Source organism: Pseudoalteromonas shioyasakiensis (genome assembly GCF_024518675.1).
In the GTDB taxonomy this organism is placed as follows: domain Bacteria; phylum Pseudomonadota; class Gammaproteobacteria; order Enterobacterales; family Alteromonadaceae; genus Pseudoalteromonas; species Pseudoalteromonas shioyasakiensis_B.
Genome location: NZ_JANIGL010000001.1, coordinates 429,664 through 448,417, shown reverse-complemented (window position 1 = coordinate 448,417; position 18,754 = coordinate 429,664). Strand labels below are relative to the sequence as shown.

Below are 18,754 nucleotides of genomic sequence, written 5' to 3'. Positions count from 1 at the left end.
ACAAATTGCAAAACATAGAGAATTAAATCCGCTTTGGGTATAATCAACTTGAGTAAACAAATATGACCCGTAACGACAGGAATAACATGAAAAAAATCGACATAGACGACGAGTTGTATCAATACATTGCGAGTAATACGCAAAGTATTGGCGAAAGCGCTTCAACTATATTGCGTCGTTTATTAAATCTTAACGGCGATATTGAACAACCCGCTACAGCAATTGTTGAGCAGTCACCTGAAAGTATTGACGTAACTGTCACTGATGAGCCTGTGGATTCAAAAACAGAAAAACCTGCTGAGCCAGTCACAAAAAAGAAGCAAAAAACCGTTAGTGTCTTTAATGTACTTAATAAAGAAGAACTCGCGATGCAAAAAGGTGTGGTAGGGCGGTTTTTATTTATTCTGTCAGCATTACATCGTACACATAAAGAAGATTTTTCTGCTGTACTGGATGTGCAAGGTCGTGATCGCGTTTATTTTGCGACTAGTAAAGAAGCGTTGGTTAATAGCGGAAGCAGTATGAACCCCAAAAATATCACTGATAGTGAATATTGGGTGATGACTAATTCTAATACCACACGAAAGAAAATGATGTTGCATGAAGTGGCGCTAGGTTTGGGCTACAATGCAGAGCAAGCTGAACAAATTAGAGACTACTTATAATTTAATAAGGAAATGTAATGGCGATCCATCCTGGTGCAGGCAAACCTGCAACGCAATCTGATTTAGTAAACGTACCAAAGTTAGTATCGGCTTATTATTTAAATGAGCCTGATTTAGAACAAAATCCAGAGCAATGCGTTGCTTTTGGTACATCAGGCCACCGAGGCTGCTCGTTTGATGTGAAATTCAACGAGTCGCATATACTCGCCGTTACCCAAGCGATTTGCGATTATAGAAAACAAAACAATATCTTTGGTCCGCTATTTTTAGGTAAAGACACCCATGCCTTGAGTGAAGCGGCGTTTAACTCTGCGATAGAAGTTTTAGTAGCCAATGAAGTACAAGTCATCACTCAAGAAAATGATGACTTCACACCGACGCCGGTGATCAGCCACGCAGTAGTCTGTCATAATAAAGCGCATCCTCATGAATTAGCTGATGGTATTGTTGTAACACCTTCTCACAATCCACCTGAAGATGGCGGCTTTAAATATAACCCACCTAATGGCGGTCCTGCTGATACCGATGTAACAAAATGGATTGAAGACAGAGCTAATAAACTTTTGCTTGAAGACCTTGTTGAAGTTGAATTATTTCCTTTTGCAAAAGCCGCTCGTTCTGGTTTTATTAAATATCAAGATTTGATGACACCTTATATTGCTGATTTAGTTAATGTAGTGGATGTCGCTAAAATAGCGCAAGCAAAAGTTAAGCTCGGCATTGATCCTCTAGGCGGTTCAGGTATTAACTTTTGGCCAATTATTGCTGATAAATTCAATTTAGACCTAACGGTCGTAAATAAGTCTGTTGATCCACGTTTTGGTTTTATGCCATTGGATAAAGATGGCAAAATTCGTATGGATTGTTCTTCCCCTTATGCGATGACTAATTTAATTGCACTCAAAGACGAATTTGATATCGGTATCGGCAATGATCCTGATTACGATCGCCATGGTATTGTTACTCCAGATGGGTTAATGAACCCTAATCATTTTTTAGCTGTTGCGATTGATTATTTACTTAATCACCGTAACTGGTCTAAAGATGTTCAAATCGGTAAAACATTGGTATCAAGTGCCATGATTGACCGTGTAGTTGCACGTAATAATCGTCAAGTTAAAGAAGTGCCCGTAGGCTTTAAATGGTTCGTAGAAGGGCTGAATGAAGGCTCGCTTGCATTTGGCGGCGAAGAAAGTGCAGGGGCTTCATTTTTACGTTTAGACGGCAGTGTATGGAACACGGATAAAGATGGTTTTATTATGGGTTTACTCGCTGCTGAAATATTAGCGGTAACGGGTAAAACACCTTCTGCACTTTATAGAGAGCTTGAGCAAGAGTTTGGTGCCCCTTTGTATAAACGGATTGATGCCCCTGCAACATCACAACAAAAACAGCGTTTAAAAGCATTAAGTGCTGATGATGTTACAGCCGATACACTGGCGGGCGAACCAATTTTACAAAAATTGACTCACGCACCGGGAAATAACGCTGCTATTGGTGGTCTTAAAGTTGTCACTGAAAATGGCTGGTTTGCTGCGCGCCCTTCAGGCACAGAAGACATTTATAAGATCTATTTAGAGTCATTTAAAGGTGAAGAACATTTAGCGCTACTAGAAAAAGAAGCTAAAAAGTTAGTTGATTCTGTGATTAGCTAATATTGCGCATAATTTTAAAAAATGGCTGATTATTTCAGCCGTTTTTGTATTTACTCCATACAAAAGGCGATGAACATGTCAGCCACACCCAATTATATCGATAATCTTAAAAAAAACGGCGATTTCCTCTCTTTAAGTAGAGCCAATGAGTGGCACTTAGATGCATCTGAATGTCAGTTAGCAAATGGCACTAAGGTCTCGGTACATGATACCGGGGTTATTGAGTTTCAACCTAGTGTTAAAACAAACAAAGACATCGTGTTATCAAGTGCTATTCATGGTAACGAAACAGCACCCATTGAGATTTGCGATCAGTTGATAAAAGCTATTTTTAGCGGAGAGCTTGAGCTCGCGCAAAGAGTGATGTTTATCTACGGTAACCCGCAATCTATTAATATTGATAAACGCTTCGTTGAAGAAAATTTAAATCGATTATTTAACGGTCACCACACAGTGGATGGCTTAGCAATGAATAATGAGCGTAATCGTGCAGCGAAATTGGAGCATTATGTCAGCGACTTTTTTGCCCGTGGCGAAGCTGGCAGTGCACGTTGTCATTACGATTTACATACTGCTATACGAGGGTCTAAAAACGATAAGTTTGCCGTTTATCCCTATTTACATGGTAAACCATGGAAAAAGTCGCAATTGCAATTTTTACATAGTTGTGGCGTTAATACTGTTTTAATGATGAAGTCCGCAGCGACAACTTTTAGTTATTATTCCTCTTATGTACATGGAGCAGACTCTTTTACTGTTGAGCTTGGTCAAGTTAAACCATTCGGTGAAAACGATATGACGAAGTTTGCCAAAACGAAAGAAACCTTGATTGCATTAATTACTCAAAATGATGTGCAATATAAAGAATTTAATGCAGATGACTTTGAGTTATTCTCTGTACATCGTTCGATTAATCGAACACAACAGGATTTTTCGTTTCCATTCCCTGATGATGCGGTTAACTTCACAGGTTTTGCTAAAGGTGAATTACTCGCAACGGATGGTCAGACCTGTTATTACGCCGATGTAGAAGGTGAGGCTATTATCTTTCCCAATGCGGATGTAGCAATAGGCCAGCGGGCTTTATTAACGGTTGTTCCTCTTGAAATTAATGATAATTTTAAATAATTTCATCCTCGATTTATCGTTAACTATATGATTTAAATTAACTGTTTATGTTGTATAGTTAACTTTCCAGTCCCTGTCTCGTCATTTCGCACTCATTCGTCTATCATTAGTTGAATAACAATTTACGTTAACGTAAAGTGTTGGCAGCTTTAATTTAATTACAGTGCAGTTTTTGCAAAGTTTAACCTAGCAAAAATGATTAATAATAATAACTAACCTGAATCAAGGTTAACTCATTGAGCACTGTATTTTTCGACAACAACAGAAGGTAGGTTATGAGTAACCCAAATAACGTATCGCAGAATATTAGCCATGAACTTGAATTTATTGATGGTCATGCCTTAAATATTCCAACCTTGAGTATATTAAACGAGGATGGCGATATTCACAGCGGTGCCAGCGCACCGGATATAGATAAATCCACTGCAATCCGTTTATACGAGACTATGCGCTTCATTCGAGCCCTTGATGAACGTATGCAAGCAGCACAACGTCAAGGCCGTGTCAGCTTTTATATGCAATGTTTAGGTGAAGAAGCCGCGGTTACAGCGTCTGCTGCTGCACTTGATCAAGATGATATGATCATGGCGCAATATCGTGAACAAGCTGCGTTACACTATCGAGGTTTCACCCTTGACCAATTTATGAATCAAATGTTTTCAAACGAGCTTGATTTAGGTAAAGGTCGGCAAATGCCCATTCATTATGGCAGTGCTGAATTAAATTATATGACCATATCATCGCCATTGGGAACGCAAATACCACAAGCAACCGGCTATGCGTATGGTCAAAAAATTAAGCATATTGATGCAAGCACTGGTGAACTTGCCAGTAATATAGACAATGTGACCATTTGTTATTTTGGTGAAGGGGCTGCCTCAGAAGGGGATTTTCATGCGGGTTTAAATATGGCGGCGGTGCATAAAGCCCCTGTTATCTTTTTCGCTCGTAATAATGGCTATGCAATTTCTACCCCAGCTGATGAACAGTTTAAAGGCGATGGTATAGCTTCTCGCGGTGTTGGCTATGGTATTAAAACTATTCGTGTCGATGGCGGCGATGCATTAGCTGTATTCGCTGCAACGCAAAAAGCCAGAGAAATATCGACAACAACAGGTGAGCCGGTGTTAATCGAGTCTATCGCCTATCGTCTCGGTGCTCACTCGACCTCGGATGACCCCAGCGGCTATCGCTCAAAAGCGGAAGAAGCAAATTACCAAGCATGTCCGATCGAGCGTTTTCGCAAGTGGTTAATCAAAAAAGAATGGTTAAATGATGAAGACGACATCAAAGCTAAAGAGCTGATCCGTGAAGATATTTTAGCTGCATTAAAACGTGCAGAGGTGGTTGAAAAACCTGCGCTAGAAGAACTAATTTCAGATGTTTATGATACACCAATTCCATCATTGCAACGCCAATATGAGGAATTAAAAACGCATATCAAGCAACATCCTGATGCCTACCCAGTCACAGCAGGGAGAATTAAGTAATGGCTAAAATGAATATGTTACATGCAATTAATTCAGCCCTTGATATTACAATGGCAGAACATCCGCAAGCCTGTATATTTGGTGAAGACGTAGGCTATTTTGGTGGTGTATTTAGAGCAACATCTGGGTTACAGGAAAAGTATGGCCAGCATCGAGTGTTTAATACGCCATTGACGGAGCAAGGCATTATGGGTTTTGCTAATGGCCTAGCGGCGTTTGGCGCCCCCGCGCTTGCTGAAATTCAATTTGCTGATTATATCTTTCCTGCATTTGACCAAATAGTGAATGAGTCTGCTAAATTTCGCTATCGTAGTGGTAATGAATTTAATGTTGGTAACTTAACAATACGTACGCCATATGGTGGAGGTATTGCTGGTGGCTTATATCATTCACAATCGCCAGAAGCTTACTTCGCACATACACCGGGTTTAAAAATTGTGGTACCACGTAACCCATATCAAGCTAAAGGCTTACTACGTGCATCAATTAAAGATAATAATCCGGTTATTTTCTTTGAGCCTAAACGTTTATATCGCGCATCGACAGGTGAAGTACCTGAAGAAGATTACAGTATTGAGCTTGGTAAAGCCGAAGTAGTACAACAGGGCAGTGATGTAACCTTATTAGCGTGGGGTGCACAAATGGAAATTATTGAAGATGCCGCCAAGCAAGCTGCGGAACAAGGAATTAGCTGTGAAGTGATTGATTTACGTAGCATCCTCCCTTGGGATGTTGAAACGATTGCTGAATCAGTCACTAAAACTGGGCGTTTAGTCATAAGTCATGAAGCGCCAATCACCAATGGTTTTGGTAGTGAAATTGCGGCAACAATTCAGCAAACCTGTTTTTTACATTTAGAATCGCCAATTTTACGTGTTTGTGGATTAGACACACCGTACCCGCTAGCACTGGAAAAAGAGTATGTGCCAGATGCATTAAAAGTCCTTGCTGCTATTAAGCAATCGGTCGAGTTTTAGGAGTTAACATGGCTAAAGATTTTATTTTACCCGATATTGGCGAAGGGATTGTTGAGTGCGAAGTCGTTGAGTGGCTTGTAGCAGAAGGTGATACAGTTGCTGAGGATCAACCTATCTGTGACGTAATGACAGATAAAGCACTAGTACAAATACCTGCAGTGCATGATGGTGTAATTACCCAGTTATATTATAAAAAAGGGGAGATAGCCGCGGTACATGCACCTTTATTCGCGATGGAAGTCGCAGGTGATGTAAAAGCCGCACCCGCTGAACAGGCAACAAGTGAAGTTGGCAGTGCGTCTGAGCAATTAGAAGATTTTATTTTACCTGACATTGGTGAAGGGATTGTTGAGTGTGAAATTGTCGAATGGCTTGTCGCTGAAGGCGAACATATTGAAGAAGACCAAGCTGTTTGTGATGTAATGACAGATAAAGCGTTAGTTCAGATCCCCGCTAAGTACACGGGCACTGTTCATAAGCTGTATTATGCTAAAGGCGACGTAGCACAAGTTCATAGCCCATTATTTCAAATGCGTATAGTAGGTACGGCCCAACCTCAGGTTGACGTGAATGACGCCGTTGTTAAAGCGCAATCTAATGCACAAGAGCAAAAAGTGTCACCCGCTGCAACAGAACACTCGCAACAGCTAAATAAAAAAGCAGTGGCATCACCTGCCGTGCGTCGTAGAGCGCGAGAAATGGATATTGACTTAACCTGTGTTCCAGGTAGTGGCAAAAATGGTCGTATTTATAAAGAAGATATTGAACGATTCGTCAATGCTGAAGTACCAAATACGATTGATACCTCTGAACTGCAACAGCCTGTTGCGCAAAATAAATCGGCTGTTACACAGGGTAATCGTGTTGAGCCAATTAAAGGTATTAAAGCTGCCATGGCAAAACAGATGGTTGCTTCTGTTAGTACCATTCCGCACTTTACATTTTGCGATGAGATTGACTTAACAGAGCTGATCGCTTTGCGCAGCTCTTTAAAAGAGCAATATAAGCAACAAGGCATTAAATTAACCATGATGCCATTTTTTATCAAAGCACTATCGTTAGCAATGAAAGAGTTTCCAGTATTGAACTCACAAGTTAACGATGATTGTACTGAATTAACGTATTTTGACGATCATAATATTGGTATGGCGGTTGACTCTAAAATTGGCTTACTGGTGCCAAATATTAAGCAATGCCAAAATAAAAGCATCGTTGATGTGGCAAATGCAGTAACACGCTTAACAGATGCCGCTAGAGATGGCCGTGTTAGTCCTGATGATCTAAAAGGTGGCACAATCAGTATTTCAAATATTGGGGCTATTGGTGGCACAATTGCAACGCCAATTATTAATAAGCCTGAAGTCGCCATTGTTGCACTCGGAAAACTTCAACACCTACCGCGCTTTGATGCACAGGGGAATGTGGTGAGTAAAGCAATAATGCAGGTCAGTTGGTCTGGTGATCACCGTGTTATCGACGGTGGTACTATTGCCCGATTTAACAATCTATGGAAATCATACTTAGAAGATCCTGCTAAAATGATGATGGCAATGAGCTAACGCTTATTAAATATATAAAAAGCTCAGCGATTGCTGAGCTTTTTTGTGTCAGTAACTTTTAGACACCATAAAAATATAAACCGTAGCCTACGAGGACAGCAGGAACGGCAGAGTAAATGGTAGCGATCAGAGCTGCTTTAGGCGCCATGGCAATGGCGGGGAATAGGGCGTCACCATCATTTGATATTGCATTCGCAGCGAGTGCGCTAAATGGAATGATACCTTGAATATACAAGGTAGTGACTATAATTTGCGGACCACAGCCAGGTAAAAAACCAATCAGTACGGCTATCATAGGTGCTAAGTAAGCGTAGTGGGAAAACCATGCTTTTAGGTCGACACCCGCAAAGGTCACTAGTATTTCAAATAACATAAAAGAGGCAACGACCCACGCAGTGACAAAGTGTGTGTCTTGTAATACTTTATAAAGCTTTGATGGCGGCTGTGTTGCTTCTTCTTCACAGGTGATGTCTTGGTAGCTTTTACCTTTTGAGGATAAAGCCCACGTCATCACAGCAAATAAGGCCATTGCGGCACCAAAAAAAGTAATCGTTTTATCGGTGCCAACACCGAATTGTTGTAAATCTACATTAAGTGCAATAAGCACCGCTATAATTAGGCTTGGTATTAAAACTACTTGCCAAATTGACTTACTAAAAATGATTGCTTTGCTTGGTTGGCATTCGCATTCTTGCTCTACGTTTTTTTCTTCAGGCTTTAAAAAATCACTTTTATGCAAAGCATTCACTAAACTGCCGCTGGCTACGCCGATCGTTAATCCAATCAGCATTATTAATAACCCTTCAGTGGGTTTGGTTGCTAATAATAAAAAGGCGGCATCACCCATGGTTGCTGTTAGCACGGCTACAATCGAGCCAAAGCTTGCTTGCCCTTTAGTAAACTGGGTTACCACAATGATGGCGCCACCACAGCCGGGCAGTGCACCAAGAAATGAAGCAAAACTGACTTCTAATAGCGGAGATTTTGCATTGAGGTAAGCGAGCTCTAACTGCGGCAAGCGATCGATAAGGTAGTAATAAATAAATAAAGTAGCGGCTACAAACACACTCACTTGGAAAAACGCATCACTCATTGCAGTTAAAGTGATTTCACGGATTGGCGCGTATAAAAGGCAGGCGAATAAAACCAAGGGTAACAACAGGCGTTTATTTTCGATAAATGACCGTGCGCTGATTGATGACATAAATTTTGGTAATGTGAGAGTAAACATAAGTGCAACCTAAAACGTTATTAAGTTGCACTTTAGTTTTAAATTAAATGAAAATCAATATCATTTACATTATTTTCTTTGAAATTCTGAATTTTCATTCCATTTTGGCCATTGTGGTTGTTCTGAAATATCAAAACCCACTTGATAGAATAGCTGTAAATCTTGCACAGCACCTGATAAATCCCACTCATCACGGTATCTATCACAAGGTTGATGATAACAACCACGCAACACTAAACTCATACGTTTACGATAGCTTGCAGTTTCTTCATCAAACGCTTCACTACCACCACCAGCGTACATGGCTGGCACGCCCATATTGGCAAAGGCAAAGTGATCTGAACGGTAGTAACCGCCTGAAGATGGTTTAGGGTCGCCAGACACTGTTCGACCTTGCTTTTTCGCTGCGCTCGCGAGCAACGAGTCCATTTCAGATTTACCAATACCGACAACGCTAATATCTTTAACTTTCCCTAATAAATTAAGGCTGTCCATATTAATATTAGCAACCGTTTGTTTTGCAGGGATCACAGGATTAGCTGCATAATATTTAGAGCCGAGTAAACCTTGCTCTTCCGCGGTTACCGCTAAGAAAGTCATTGAGCGGCTAGGGTGTTTAGGTAGCAGAGCAAATGCTTCAGCTACTTCAATCATGCCTGCTGTGCCCGTTGCGTTATCATGGGCACCATTATAAATTTGGTCACCTTTACGGTTTTTATCTGTACCAAGGTGATCCCAGTGAGCAGAGTAAATAACGTGTTCATCAGGTTTCTCACTACCTGGTAATGTGGCAATGAAGTTATAAGAGATCGATTTCTTAATGGTATTTTTAATGGCAACTGATGCTGTTAAATCACCCATATCGACATTATAAGCACCTTTAGCTGCGCTTTCTTTGGCAGTATCAAAGTCAAGACCCGCTTTTGTAAATAACTCTTTTGCCACATCCGTAGTGACCCAGCCTTCAACAGTCACACGGTCCATGTTGTTATTTTCTTTTTGGAAACCGAACTGCTCACCGCTCCAAGAATTCTCAACTACTGACCATGGGTAAGAGGCAGGTGCGGTTTCATGAATAATAATTGCACCAGCGGCACCTTGGCGGCTTGCTTCTTCGTATTTGTAGGTCCAGCGACCATAATAAGTCATGGCATCGCCAGTAAATAGCGCTGGATCTTTTGTGGCAAAACCAGGATCGTTAACCAGCATTACTACCGTTTTGCCTTTAACATCAAGGCCTTCGTAGTCATTCCAGTTGTATTCAGGTGCGTTTACACCGTAGCCAACAAACACCAGCTCTGAATCTTTAATGCTTTCGTTTTCACTAATACGGCTACTACCCATGACCATGTCTTTTTTGTATTGGTAGTCTTTGCCACCAATTGTTAAAACCATGTTTGGATCAGCTTCTAGAGATACCAGCGGGACCTCTTGTAAAAAACTGTCACCATTACCAGGTTGAAAGCCTATGTTTTTAAATTGCTCTGTTAAATAAGCTAGGGTTAACTCTTCACCTTTAGATGAAGGGGCACGGCCACCAAATTCATCGGACGCTAATACTTTGACATGCTCAGCAAGCTGTTCAGCATTAATAGATTGATAAGCGTTTTCAACATCTTCAGAGGTGAGACTTGTTGCTGCACAACCAGCAAGAACAGCGCTTGCTAATAGTGTAAGAGGAAAATAACGTTTCATAGTCGCTCTTTTTTTTGTTTTAAGTGCTCATAGTATAAGAACTTATATTAAAGAGAACCAGTTTTTGCGGTAAACTGAAAGAATAATTTTGTAAAGCTAAAGGTACTCATGAAGCGGTTCACTCCTTATGAGCAATGGCACCCACAATTGGTCAGTGGTGGTGCCTTTGAACATTTAAATCTGCTATTTAATCTAAACCTGCAATCAGATTGGCCTAAATTCGATTGGTTCAGTCCTTTTCTAACTCCGGTAAATGAAAATAATAGACCGATCGTTTTTAAAGATGACGCTTTATTTACTGAAGAAGAACGTTACTACGAACAGATTATTTTTGAAACAGGTTGTGTACCTACTCGACAACAAAACTGGCACGATCTGTTTGGTGGCCTAATTTGGTGTTTATTTCCAAAAACCAAAGCATTACTCAATAAGCGCCATGTAGATGAAATTAATGTACATGGTACAAAGCATCGGAGTAAACACCGTAATGCGTTAACATTGTTTGACGAGTGTGGTGTTATATTAGCAGTGACCGACTCACAATGGCCAAACATACTACGCGAACATCAATGGCACAGCGCTTTTGTTGATATGCGCGCTCAATGGGGGCAGAGCATTAATGCTTATATCTTTGGTCATGCTAATTATGAAATGCTGACTAAACCTTATATAGGTCTGACAGGAAAAGCATTCTTTGTGAAAGTTCCAGATGACACATTTTGTAAAGATTTAGCAGAGCAATATGCGTACCTAGATACTGTTCTTTATGAGATGATAGCTAAGCATGATTGTCTTTGTGATAATAGTTTATTATCGCCATTGCCATTACTAGGGGTGCCTGGTTGGTATGATGAAAATCAGAATGTGGAATTTTATAGTAATACGGATTACTTTAGACCTAAACGAAGGACACGAAAATGATAGAAGTCGTAGGGCTTAAAAAAAAGTTTAAGTTAACCAAAGATCATAAAAAAAATAAACTCGATAAAACCGATCCCCGAGAAGATAAAGACTACTTTCATTCGGTTCGTAATGTTAGCTTTCATTGTAATAAAGGCGAAGTGCTTGGTTTACTTGGGCCAAATGGTGCCGGTAAGACAACCACATTAAGAATGATCTCTACGGCATTGACTCCTGATGAGGGCAGTATTTCTATTGCTGGGCACGATATTATAAAGAAACCATTATACGGGCGTAAGTCAATAGGCTTTTTATCTGGTAGCACTGGGCTGTATGGTCGTCTTACAGTAAAAGAGAACATCGAGTATTTTGCAAAACTACACGGTATGAAAAAAGCCGCAATCACCAGTCGTTGTGAAGAGTTATTTAGTTTATTAGATATGCATAGTTTTATCGATAAACGAGCAGATAATTTATCAACAGGCATGAAACAAAAAGCTAATATTGCCCGCGCCGTTGTGCACCAGCCAGCTGTTGTTGTACTCGATGAGCCAACCACTGGTTTGGATATTATGACAACACAAACCGTGATCACATTTATCAAAGGGCTCAAAGCGCAGGGCACTCCCGTTATATTTTCAACTCACCATTTAGATGAAGTCGCACTTCTATGTGACCGTGTGGCGGTTATTAATGAAGGCACTAGTTGCTTTGATGGCACTGTGGCAGATTTTAAACAAGTCGGAAAAAGCGAAGAACTAAACCAAGCATTTATGAATATTTTAACGGAGAAGCGTGATGTTTGAGGTATTTAAAAAAGAAATAAAAGAACTACTTCGTGATAAAAAGACGCTATTGTTTATTATTGCATTACCCTTATTGATTTTCCCTCTTATTTTTGGTGTTTTAGGTTACTTTATGGTTCAGGCACAAGTAGAAGCTGATCAAGAAGTACATAAATATGCAATTATAGCTAGGCAAGATATAAAAGAGTTTAGTGATAAGGTTTTTTATCATAAAAATTTTAACCTTGTGGAGGCTGAATATACAGTTCGTGATGAATTGATACAAGCAGTTAAAGATGAAGATATAGATGTAGGTATATACACAACGGGTGCTGTTGCTGGAAGTAGTGGCCATGATGCACCAATTGAAATAGAAATATTATTTAATAATGCAAGTAGAATTAATTATATATCTGAAAAGTTGACAGAAATATTCTCTGAATATAAACATGTTGAACAATTAAAAAAGCTAAGTATATACGGTATTGCGAATGGTAAGGATAAGGAACTAATTCTTGACCCTGTAAAGTTGATAGAAACAGATACGGCTAATGCAAGAGAAAGCATTGGGGAAAAATTGGGAATGTTACTACCTTATTTACTTATTCCACTGGTATTAACTGGAGCAACTTATCCTGCAATAGATTTAGGTGCCGGTGAAAAAGAACGAGGAACGCTTGAAACTCTATTGCTTACACCTATAACTCGTACTCAAATTGTGATTGGTAAGTTCTTAACTATTTTTAGCGCATCAATAGCTACATCATTATTTACTGTAGCCAGCTTAGGCTTATGGATTGTTATTGCTAAAAGTATATTTTCTGCTGAAACGATAATAGATGTTATAGCTATTATCGGTGCATATGACTTATTTTTAATTTTACTTTTATTGTTACCTCTTGCATGTATATTTTCTAGTGTAGTGCTTGCTATATCAATTTATTCTCGTACTTTTAAAGAGGCTCAAAACTATTTGGGCCCTTTATCAATAATTGTATTTGTACCATTAGCAATTTCTATGATGCCAAACATGGAGCTAACCTTAAAAACATCACTGATACCAATAGTCAATATTTCTTTAGCAATTCAAGAGCTTTTAAAGGGGACAGTTGATTATAACTTTGTGTATACAATATTATTATCAACTGTTTTTATAGGAGTTACTACACTTTTATTTTGTGTTCACTGGTTTAAAAAAGAAAGTGTACTTTTTAGATGATATCATTTCAGTTGAACTTATAGTTATAAAGACTCTATAAGTTCAACCCTTCTATTTAGTATCCTATTCTTTTGTGTACTATTTGGATATAAGGGTGTATTTTCACCGGCTGACTCAACAATTAGTTTATTCTTGCTTACTCCGTTACTAACTAGGTATTTATAAACACTTAAAGCACGTTGTTTTGCTAGCTTATAATTATGCTCAGCACTACCTGAATTATCAGAGTGGCCGATAATATAAAAATCATACTCACTGCCTTTCATTGCTGGAATAAGACTATTTAGACTCTTTTTAACATTTGTAGATAGGGCGTAACTATCTCTATTAAATAAAAGGCGTTTAATTGAATTTTTTAAAAAATTTCCTTCTATTTGACGCAAAAAAACAAAGTGATTGTTCTCATAAGAGCTTAAGTGTATAGAAAGCCAATTATAATTTATGTATAACAGGCTATAACTTTGTTTTCGTTTTTCGCTTATAAAGTTTATTGAATTTATATTTTTTGCTAGTTGTAGCGAATTCCCACAGGCTAAACCATCACATTCTGATAATAGTTTGAAGCCGCGCTTTAAATAATTTTTTTTTGTGTTTGTCAGTGTTTCACTTGCTGAAATATAACTATCAAATTTCAAGTTAATATAGTCGGATTTATGTGTTATTTCTGAGTATTTAGTTAATGTTTTAAGATTAGATGGACTGAAATTTGTGTCCTGTTTATTGCTAATAATGGGGGCAGTGCTTGGACCTTGTTGACTTAAAATCCCTTTAGCATATATACCCTGTGAGTATAGGTTACAGCATGCACTTCCTATTAATGTACATAAACCAAAAGTATAACGCTTCATATTTCCCTATCTTATCTAATTACATCCTTTTCTGAATGGTAGCTTTATTTAGATTGAAATTCAAGCGTCCCTTAAAAAGTTGCATAGTAAGTACATAATGATTTAGGATCGTATCTACCTTGCATTGAAATCTAGGGAGAGGTAATGTGACTCAAGGACAATTAGAAACTAAACTTTTGAAAAACAATATAGATTATGTCTTATGCCAAGAGCTTAAAGGGCATGTGGATTCATATACTGAGTTTAACAAAGGCACATTATTTATCATAAATTCGGTTAAAAATTTAGAACTAGAGCTGGAATTGTTTGACTTTGGCGCTAAAGGAGCTTTTTGGTTACCAGAAGAGTTATATTTAATAGATGAGTTAATCACAACTTTAAATATGGGAGGCCTTTGGTTTGATAGACTTACAATGTCTAAAAAAATTAAAAACAATTCAAACGACTCTACTTACCTAAATTTTTCTAATCCAGTTCTAACCACGTCATTAACAAAAAGGGAGTTCGAAATAGCTGAACTTGTTGTTATTGGCTTATCAAACCGTGAAATTGCTCAGAAAAAATGTATATCTGAAACGACGGTTAAGTCCCACCTTAAAAATATTTTAGCGAAAGCAGATGTTAAAAACCGAACAGCTTTAGTTAATAAATTACGTTTTCAATAAAGAAAAACCCTCCAAAAGGAGGGTTTTTTTTGTTTTCTTATTGGGTATTATCCAGTTTCTATTAACAAACAAGGAAATAAGGACATGAAAAAACGACAACTCGGACAAGGTATGACGGAGTATATTATTATCGTTGCCTTGATTGCCGTTTCTGCAATCGGTGTATATAGTTTTTTTGGTAAAACCATTCGTAACCAAGTATCGGCATTAGCCTCTGAAGTTTCAGGTCAAGATTCTAAAACAAATATTGATGCGGCTAAAAAATCTGCGGATGATTCAGAAACAAACGCAAACAAAGATTATAATCTTGGTAACTTTAATGATGGTGCAGCGCAGGGTGAAGGTGGCTCTGGTGGTAGCTAATTAATCAAGGAGGCTCTATGTATACTCGTCAAAAAGGTCAAGGTATGACCGAGTACATTATCATTGTTGCCTTAATCGCTGTTTCTGCGATTGGTGTATATAGTTTTTTTGGTAAAACTGTACGTAATCAGGTTTCAGCACTTGCTTCTGAAGTATCAGGCCAAGATTCTAGTCAAAATATTAGTGATTCTCAGACTGCAGCAAATGCAGCTGAGACTAATGCTAACAAAGATTACAATCTTGGTAACTTTAATGAAGGTGCAGCGCAAGGTGAAAGTAGCTCTAGCGGCGGTTCAGGCACTGTAGATTAATATAAAAGCCATAGTTGAGTTTCAATTATGGCCTTTTTTAAGGTAGTAATATGCACAAGGAACGTGGGCAATCATTAGTATTAGGGAGTGTGTTTTTAGCAACTATTGTTGCTTCAGTTCTCTACCTCTTCAATGTATCTCAGCAAAACTTAAATAAAACAAAACTTCAGAATAGTGCTGACGCTACGGTCATAAGTGGTGCCAACTTACTCGCTCGAGATTTAAACTTTAAGGCGTATACCAATCGCGCTATGGTTGCTAACCATGTTGCAGTTGCGCAATATGTTGGTCTTTCATCTTGGGGGAATTTAGCTGAGAAAACAGGTGAAAACATAGCGGATGTAACTTCTTGGATACCCTTGGTAGGGCAAATTACTTCCGCTGTCGAGGGAGTATTAACTGCGATAAATCAAGTACTGCAACCTGTAATGAATGGTGCAGTATTGGCGACAGACATTGTTAATACTGGTTTGTCGATATCACAAGATTTAATGAATTCAGCGACTATGGTAGCTCTTGTTGAGACATCTAACGATGTACTAGAGGCGAATGATAGTGATGCTTATGTTGATATAGCTTCAGCTGTAGGCGTGGGCCAGTTTCTTTTATATGATTGGGTTAATTTTCAGGGCAGCTATGATAGGCAAGATGATACAGGTCGTTATCAAGAGCACTTTGACTTAATAACTAATTCTGTAGATCCCTTCACCAAAAACCGCAGTTTTAAGTGGGGATTTCCTTTTTCACAAACACTTGGGCCAGATAAAGTTAATACTAGGCAGGCTGGAGGTACTGAGCTTTTCAAGAATGGCAATAATGCTGAAGTTTGGAGTGCCATGGATACACTAGGGTTTCATGTTTATTACTTTAGTTGTAAGTTAACAAGCGGTTGTAAATGGCGAGGCGCTCCAGGAGAGGTCCCTGTTGGCTGGGGAGCTAGTCACGCAGGCAGCGATGAAGATACAACAAATTATACAAGTGATAGTTACTATGGCCGTTCTAGAGATATTAATGGAACAGCGTCAGGCTTTGCTCATGAGAATGAAGAAGATATAAATTCATCGTATTCAGGGTTGCAAAGTTTTTATGATATTTCTCAAGTCGAACAAACAAACACCGCGCCTATGCTTACTTTAGCAGTGTCTAAAGATAAATCAGATATAACCACATCTAGCTCATTAAATATAGGCACAGAAAACTCAGATTCAACCCGATTAATAGATATTGAAGAAAGTGTTAAGTTACCACGTGACAAGCTAACGGTTTTAAGCAAAGCAAAAATTTATTATTATCGAGATCAGTCCTTATGGGGGCGCAGTGATTCCAAGTGGGAATATGGCAACCTTTATAATCCATATTGGCAGGTGACGTTAAATGAAACTGAAAATAGTGAAAGAGTTTTGTTAACTGCTCTTGCACTGGCCTTGTGAGGAATTATGAAATACCAAAAAGGCCAATCTTTAGTTGAATTAGGTGTATTTATCGCGTTTATTGCTGCACCTTTGATGTTGTTATTACCTTACTTTAGTAAAATCATTGAAGCAAAACACTATTCAGATATGTCATCCAGATATATTGCGTGGGAAAGAACAGCATGGCTCGAGCGGGCACCAGGTAACTGGAGTGGGAGTATAACCACATTAGCCATAAAAAACTCCGACAAAGTTCATAAAGAAGTTCCTTGGCGAATACTCAATGGCCATAAATCAATTGTTTTCTCAGATACTCCAGCTGATGAATGGCAAAAAGAAGACGCAGCAGTGTACTTACAATTTAACCAAGCTTCGCAAAATAATGAAGAGTTTTTGCTAGCTGAGTTCAATCCAGAAGAAGATGATAGCAGTAATCACCTATTTTTTGATCCCCAATTAAGTAAACAAAATGTTCCAGGTACTATGTCATCATTAATTTCGGGTGCATTATCAGTTTTAGAAATCGGTAATTTTAGCGTTGAAAAAAAGGGTTACTACGAGGCAAATCACAAAATACAAATAACCAGTCATAAATTGTTAGAGTTCATTAATGAAGATGAAGAGCAAAACCCTGCAAATGAAAATGCTGATGAAGAGAATAAGCGGCCACATCAATTTGAATTTCCGATTGAATCAAAAACATATCTAGTTGCAAATGGTTGGAATGCTGGTGGCGAGATGCATAACAAGAACCGTGTTAAATCATTGGTGCCTTCTAATTTACTAGACGCTGGAATTATTAACACACTACGCGATGGTATATCTGAAGTCCCTATAGCTAAAAAATTAAATTCGAGTTCGCTCAAATTTGGTTATATAAAAATGGATGAGCTGCCAAGCTCTCGAAAGGGAAGTACAAGCATACAAGGAAATGAAAAATGACGAAATATTTTTATATCAATATCCTTTTAATTCTATTTATAAGTTTTAAAACGAATGCAAATATCAAGTTTCCTGATAACTCAACAGTAGTAGTTGTCTCAGATGGGATGCTTGTTGATGGCTTAAATATGGAGGCTTGGGAGTTTAAAAGCAAAAATAATTTGAGTAAAAACATTCAATATTTTACCAAACAGTGGCAACCCCAAAGCGATAAGTTTACCCACAAACAATTAAATGAATGGGAAGTATTGAACGCTTTAATTGATGGTGTGATCTATACGGCGAAGCTTCGCGCAGCTGGGAAGGATTTTACCTTCGGATACATAGCGACGTCAGCGAAGCCAGATCAACGCTTAAGTAAAATAGACAAATCGCTACAAGATTTCCCTATGCCAAGTGGTACAACTTTGGTAAGAGAAATAAAATCAGCAGATGGTGCAAAAATGTCAAGCACGATGATTTTAGATAATACGTTATCAGTGAAAGGTAATTTAAGCTTTTATAAAAAATATTTTACAAAGCATAGCTGGGCAGTAGACAAGGCCGTATATACCAAAAAGCTTGATAATGGCGTTTTTATTGCTCGAAATGGCCCGAATAATGTGAGTATTACATTTATGCGTAGACAAGGAAGAACTTTTATTACAGCGGTAAGAGAAGATGTTAAATAATTTACAAAAAGGCCAGTCTTCCGTTGAATACTTAGTGATTACCTCTGCAATGGTTTTTGCGTTATTAATGCCAGTTCCTGACAATGAATTAACAAACAATAATTGGTTAGCACAATATCAAGGTAAAAATGTTGTAGAAATTTTAGCGGATAAATTTAAAAGGGCATACAACAATTATAGTTATGCTAAAGCTTTACCACCATTACCTGATGATTTTGAAAGTTTATAACGCAAGGAC

At 38.5% G+C, this 18,754-nt stretch carries 19 protein-coding genes; 16 read left to right on the top strand and 3 right to left on the bottom strand.

The features are described from left to right. Positions 1-86 precede the first annotated feature (86 nt). The 6 genes from seqA (at position 87) to NQT69_RS01940 (ending at position 7,474) form a co-directional block, all read left to right on the top strand. Entirely contained in the window at positions 87-665 is a 579-nt protein-coding gene (gene seqA / locus NQT69_RS01965) for a replication initiation negative regulator SeqA (RefSeq protein WP_256826030.1), read from the top strand. A 17-nt stretch (positions 666-682) separates the two neighbouring features. Next, entirely contained in the window at positions 683-2,320 is a 1,638-nt protein-coding gene (pgm, locus tag NQT69_RS01960; RefSeq protein ID WP_256826029.1) for a phosphoglucomutase (alpha-D-glucose-1,6-bisphosphate-dependent), read from the top strand. Between the two features lie 75 nt (positions 2,321-2,395). Further along, positions 2,396-3,448, top strand: coding sequence for a succinylglutamate desuccinylase (gene astE / locus NQT69_RS01955; RefSeq protein WP_256826028.1), 1,053 nt, complete (start codon positions 2,396-2,398; stop codon positions 3,446-3,448). A gap of 275 nt (positions 3,449-3,723) precedes the next feature. Further along, complete coding sequence (locus NQT69_RS01950; RefSeq protein WP_256826027.1) at positions 3,724-4,938, top strand: thiamine pyrophosphate-dependent dehydrogenase E1 component subunit alpha; 1,215 nt, start codon at positions 3,724-3,726, stop codon at positions 4,936-4,938. After that, a complete protein-coding gene (locus NQT69_RS01945) occupies positions 4,938-5,915 on the top strand; it encodes an alpha-ketoacid dehydrogenase subunit beta (RefSeq protein WP_256826026.1) in 978 nt (325 codons plus the stop codon). The genes NQT69_RS01950 and NQT69_RS01945 overlap by 1 nt, the downstream gene beginning before the upstream one ends. 8 nt (positions 5,916-5,923) lie before the next feature. Then, positions 5,924-7,474 (top strand): dihydrolipoyllysine-residue acetyltransferase, encoded by a 1,551-nt coding sequence (locus NQT69_RS01940; protein ID WP_256826025.1) that lies wholly within the window; start codon positions 5,924-5,926, stop codon positions 7,472-7,474. A gap of 58 nt (positions 7,475-7,532) precedes the next feature. Here NQT69_RS01940 and NQT69_RS01935 read toward each other — a convergent pair whose 3' ends face one another. Both NQT69_RS01935 and NQT69_RS01930 read right to left on the bottom strand, forming a co-directional pair. Next, complete coding sequence (locus NQT69_RS01935; protein ID WP_256826024.1) at positions 7,533-8,705, bottom strand: putative manganese transporter; 1,173 nt, start codon at positions 8,703-8,705, stop codon at positions 7,533-7,535. A gap of 69 nt (positions 8,706-8,774) precedes the next feature. Beyond that, the gene (locus NQT69_RS01930) at positions 8,775-10,400 is read right to left on the bottom strand and encodes a M28 family metallopeptidase (RefSeq protein WP_256826023.1); all 1,626 of its coding nucleotides are present in this window, start codon (positions 10,398-10,400) and stop codon (positions 8,775-8,777) included. Between the two features lie 108 nt (positions 10,401-10,508). Here NQT69_RS01930 and NQT69_RS01925 point away from each other — a divergent pair, with 108 nt between their 5' ends. Genes NQT69_RS01925 through NQT69_RS01915 form a run of 3 tightly spaced genes read left to right on the top strand, consistent with a single transcriptional unit; the run spans position 10,509 to position 13,304 of the window. Continuing rightward, on the top strand, positions 10,509-11,321 hold the full coding sequence (locus NQT69_RS01925; RefSeq protein ID WP_256826022.1) for a DUF3025 domain-containing protein: 813 nt from the start codon (positions 10,509-10,511) through the stop codon (positions 11,319-11,321). Further along, entirely contained in the window at positions 11,318-12,106 is a 789-nt protein-coding gene (locus NQT69_RS01920; protein ID WP_256826021.1) for an ABC transporter ATP-binding protein, read from the top strand. Before NQT69_RS01925 ends, NQT69_RS01920 begins: the two co-directional genes overlap by 4 nt. Beyond that, a complete protein-coding gene (locus tag NQT69_RS01915; protein ID WP_256826717.1) occupies positions 12,099-13,304 on the top strand; it encodes an ABC transporter permease in 1,206 nt (401 codons plus the stop codon). Before NQT69_RS01920 ends, NQT69_RS01915 begins: the two co-directional genes overlap by 8 nt. A 23-nt stretch (positions 13,305-13,327) precedes the next feature. Here the strand turns inward: NQT69_RS01915 and NQT69_RS01910 are convergent, their stop codons facing one another. Continuing rightward, positions 13,328-14,152: an OmpA family protein gene (locus NQT69_RS01910; protein ID WP_256826020.1), complete on the bottom strand. Its 825-nt coding sequence runs from the start codon at positions 14,150-14,152 to the stop codon at positions 13,328-13,330. Between the two features lie 146 nt (positions 14,153-14,298). Here NQT69_RS01910 and NQT69_RS19565 point away from each other — a divergent pair, with 146 nt between their 5' ends. The 7 genes from NQT69_RS19565 (at position 14,299) to NQT69_RS01875 (ending at position 18,745) form a co-directional block, all read left to right on the top strand. Beyond that, complete coding sequence (locus NQT69_RS19565) at positions 14,299-14,817, top strand: response regulator transcription factor (RefSeq protein ID WP_256826019.1); 519 nt, start codon at positions 14,299-14,301, stop codon at positions 14,815-14,817. A gap of 84 nt (positions 14,818-14,901) precedes the next feature. Continuing rightward, complete coding sequence (locus tag NQT69_RS01900; RefSeq protein ID WP_256826018.1) at positions 14,902-15,180, top strand: Flp family type IVb pilin; 279 nt, start codon at positions 14,902-14,904, stop codon at positions 15,178-15,180. Between the two features lie 17 nt (positions 15,181-15,197). Continuing rightward, positions 15,198-15,491: a Flp family type IVb pilin gene (locus NQT69_RS01895; RefSeq protein WP_256826017.1), complete on the top strand. Its 294-nt coding sequence runs from the start codon at positions 15,198-15,200 to the stop codon at positions 15,489-15,491. Positions 15,492-15,541: 50 nt separating this feature from the next. After that, positions 15,542-16,921 carry a Tad domain-containing protein gene (locus NQT69_RS01890; protein ID WP_256826016.1) on the top strand — a complete coding sequence of 460 codons (1,380 nt, stop codon included), beginning with the start codon at positions 15,542-15,544 and terminating at the stop codon, positions 16,919-16,921. Between the two features lie 6 nt (positions 16,922-16,927). Further along, positions 16,928-17,845, top strand: a complete 918-nt coding sequence (locus tag NQT69_RS01885) for a hypothetical protein (RefSeq protein ID WP_256826015.1) — start codon at positions 16,928-16,930, stop codon at positions 17,843-17,845. Next, positions 17,842-18,516: a hypothetical protein gene (locus tag NQT69_RS01880; protein WP_256826014.1), complete on the top strand. Its 675-nt coding sequence runs from the start codon at positions 17,842-17,844 to the stop codon at positions 18,514-18,516. The genes NQT69_RS01885 and NQT69_RS01880 overlap by 4 nt, the downstream gene beginning before the upstream one ends. Further along, on the top strand, positions 18,506-18,745 hold the full coding sequence (locus tag NQT69_RS01875) for a hypothetical protein (RefSeq protein ID WP_256826013.1): 240 nt from the start codon (positions 18,506-18,508) through the stop codon (positions 18,743-18,745). Before NQT69_RS01880 ends, NQT69_RS01875 begins: the two co-directional genes overlap by 11 nt. Positions 18,746-18,754: the final 9 nt, after the last annotated feature.

Bases quoted from the DNA above. Each gene is read 5' to 3' on its own strand.
- seqA (WP_256826030.1), top strand. From the start codon at position 87: ATGAAAAAAATCGACATAGACGACGAGTTGTATCAATACATTGCGAGT.
- NQT69_RS01940 (WP_256826025.1), top strand. From the start codon at position 5,924: ATGGCTAAAGATTTTATTTTACCCGATATTGGCGAAGGGATTGTTGAG.
- NQT69_RS01930 (WP_256826023.1), bottom strand. From the start codon at position 10,400: ATGAAACGTTATTTTCCTCTTACACTATTAGCAAGCGCTGTTCTTGCT.
- NQT69_RS01895 (WP_256826017.1), top strand. From the start codon at position 15,198: ATGTATACTCGTCAAAAAGGTCAAGGTATGACCGAGTACATTATCATT.
- NQT69_RS01915 (WP_256826717.1), top strand. From the start codon at position 12,099: ATGTTTGAGGTATTTAAAAAAGAAATAAAAGAACTACTTCGTGATAAA.
- NQT69_RS01925 (WP_256826022.1), top strand. From the start codon at position 10,509: ATGAAGCGGTTCACTCCTTATGAGCAATGGCACCCACAATTGGTCAGT.
- NQT69_RS01885 (WP_256826015.1), top strand. From the start codon at position 16,928: ATGAAATACCAAAAAGGCCAATCTTTAGTTGAATTAGGTGTATTTATC.
- NQT69_RS01945 (WP_256826026.1), top strand. From the start codon at position 4,938: ATGGCTAAAATGAATATGTTACATGCAATTAATTCAGCCCTTGATATT.
- NQT69_RS01920 (WP_256826021.1), top strand. From the start codon at position 11,318: ATGATAGAAGTCGTAGGGCTTAAAAAAAAGTTTAAGTTAACCAAAGAT.
- astE (WP_256826028.1), top strand. From the start codon at position 2,396: ATGTCAGCCACACCCAATTATATCGATAATCTTAAAAAAAACGGCGAT.
- NQT69_RS01880 (WP_256826014.1), top strand. From the start codon at position 17,842: ATGACGAAATATTTTTATATCAATATCCTTTTAATTCTATTTATAAGT.
- NQT69_RS01875 (WP_256826013.1), top strand. From the start codon at position 18,506: ATGTTAAATAATTTACAAAAAGGCCAGTCTTCCGTTGAATACTTAGTG.
- pgm (WP_256826029.1), top strand. From the start codon at position 683: ATGGCGATCCATCCTGGTGCAGGCAAACCTGCAACGCAATCTGATTTA.
- NQT69_RS01900 (WP_256826018.1), top strand. From the start codon at position 14,902: ATGAAAAAACGACAACTCGGACAAGGTATGACGGAGTATATTATTATC.
- NQT69_RS01935 (WP_256826024.1), bottom strand. From the start codon at position 8,705: ATGTTTACTCTCACATTACCAAAATTTATGTCATCAATCAGCGCACGG.
- NQT69_RS01910 (WP_256826020.1), bottom strand. From the start codon at position 14,152: ATGAAGCGTTATACTTTTGGTTTATGTACATTAATAGGAAGTGCATGC.
- NQT69_RS01950 (WP_256826027.1), top strand. From the start codon at position 3,724: ATGAGTAACCCAAATAACGTATCGCAGAATATTAGCCATGAACTTGAA.
- NQT69_RS01890 (WP_256826016.1), top strand. From the start codon at position 15,542: ATGCACAAGGAACGTGGGCAATCATTAGTATTAGGGAGTGTGTTTTTA.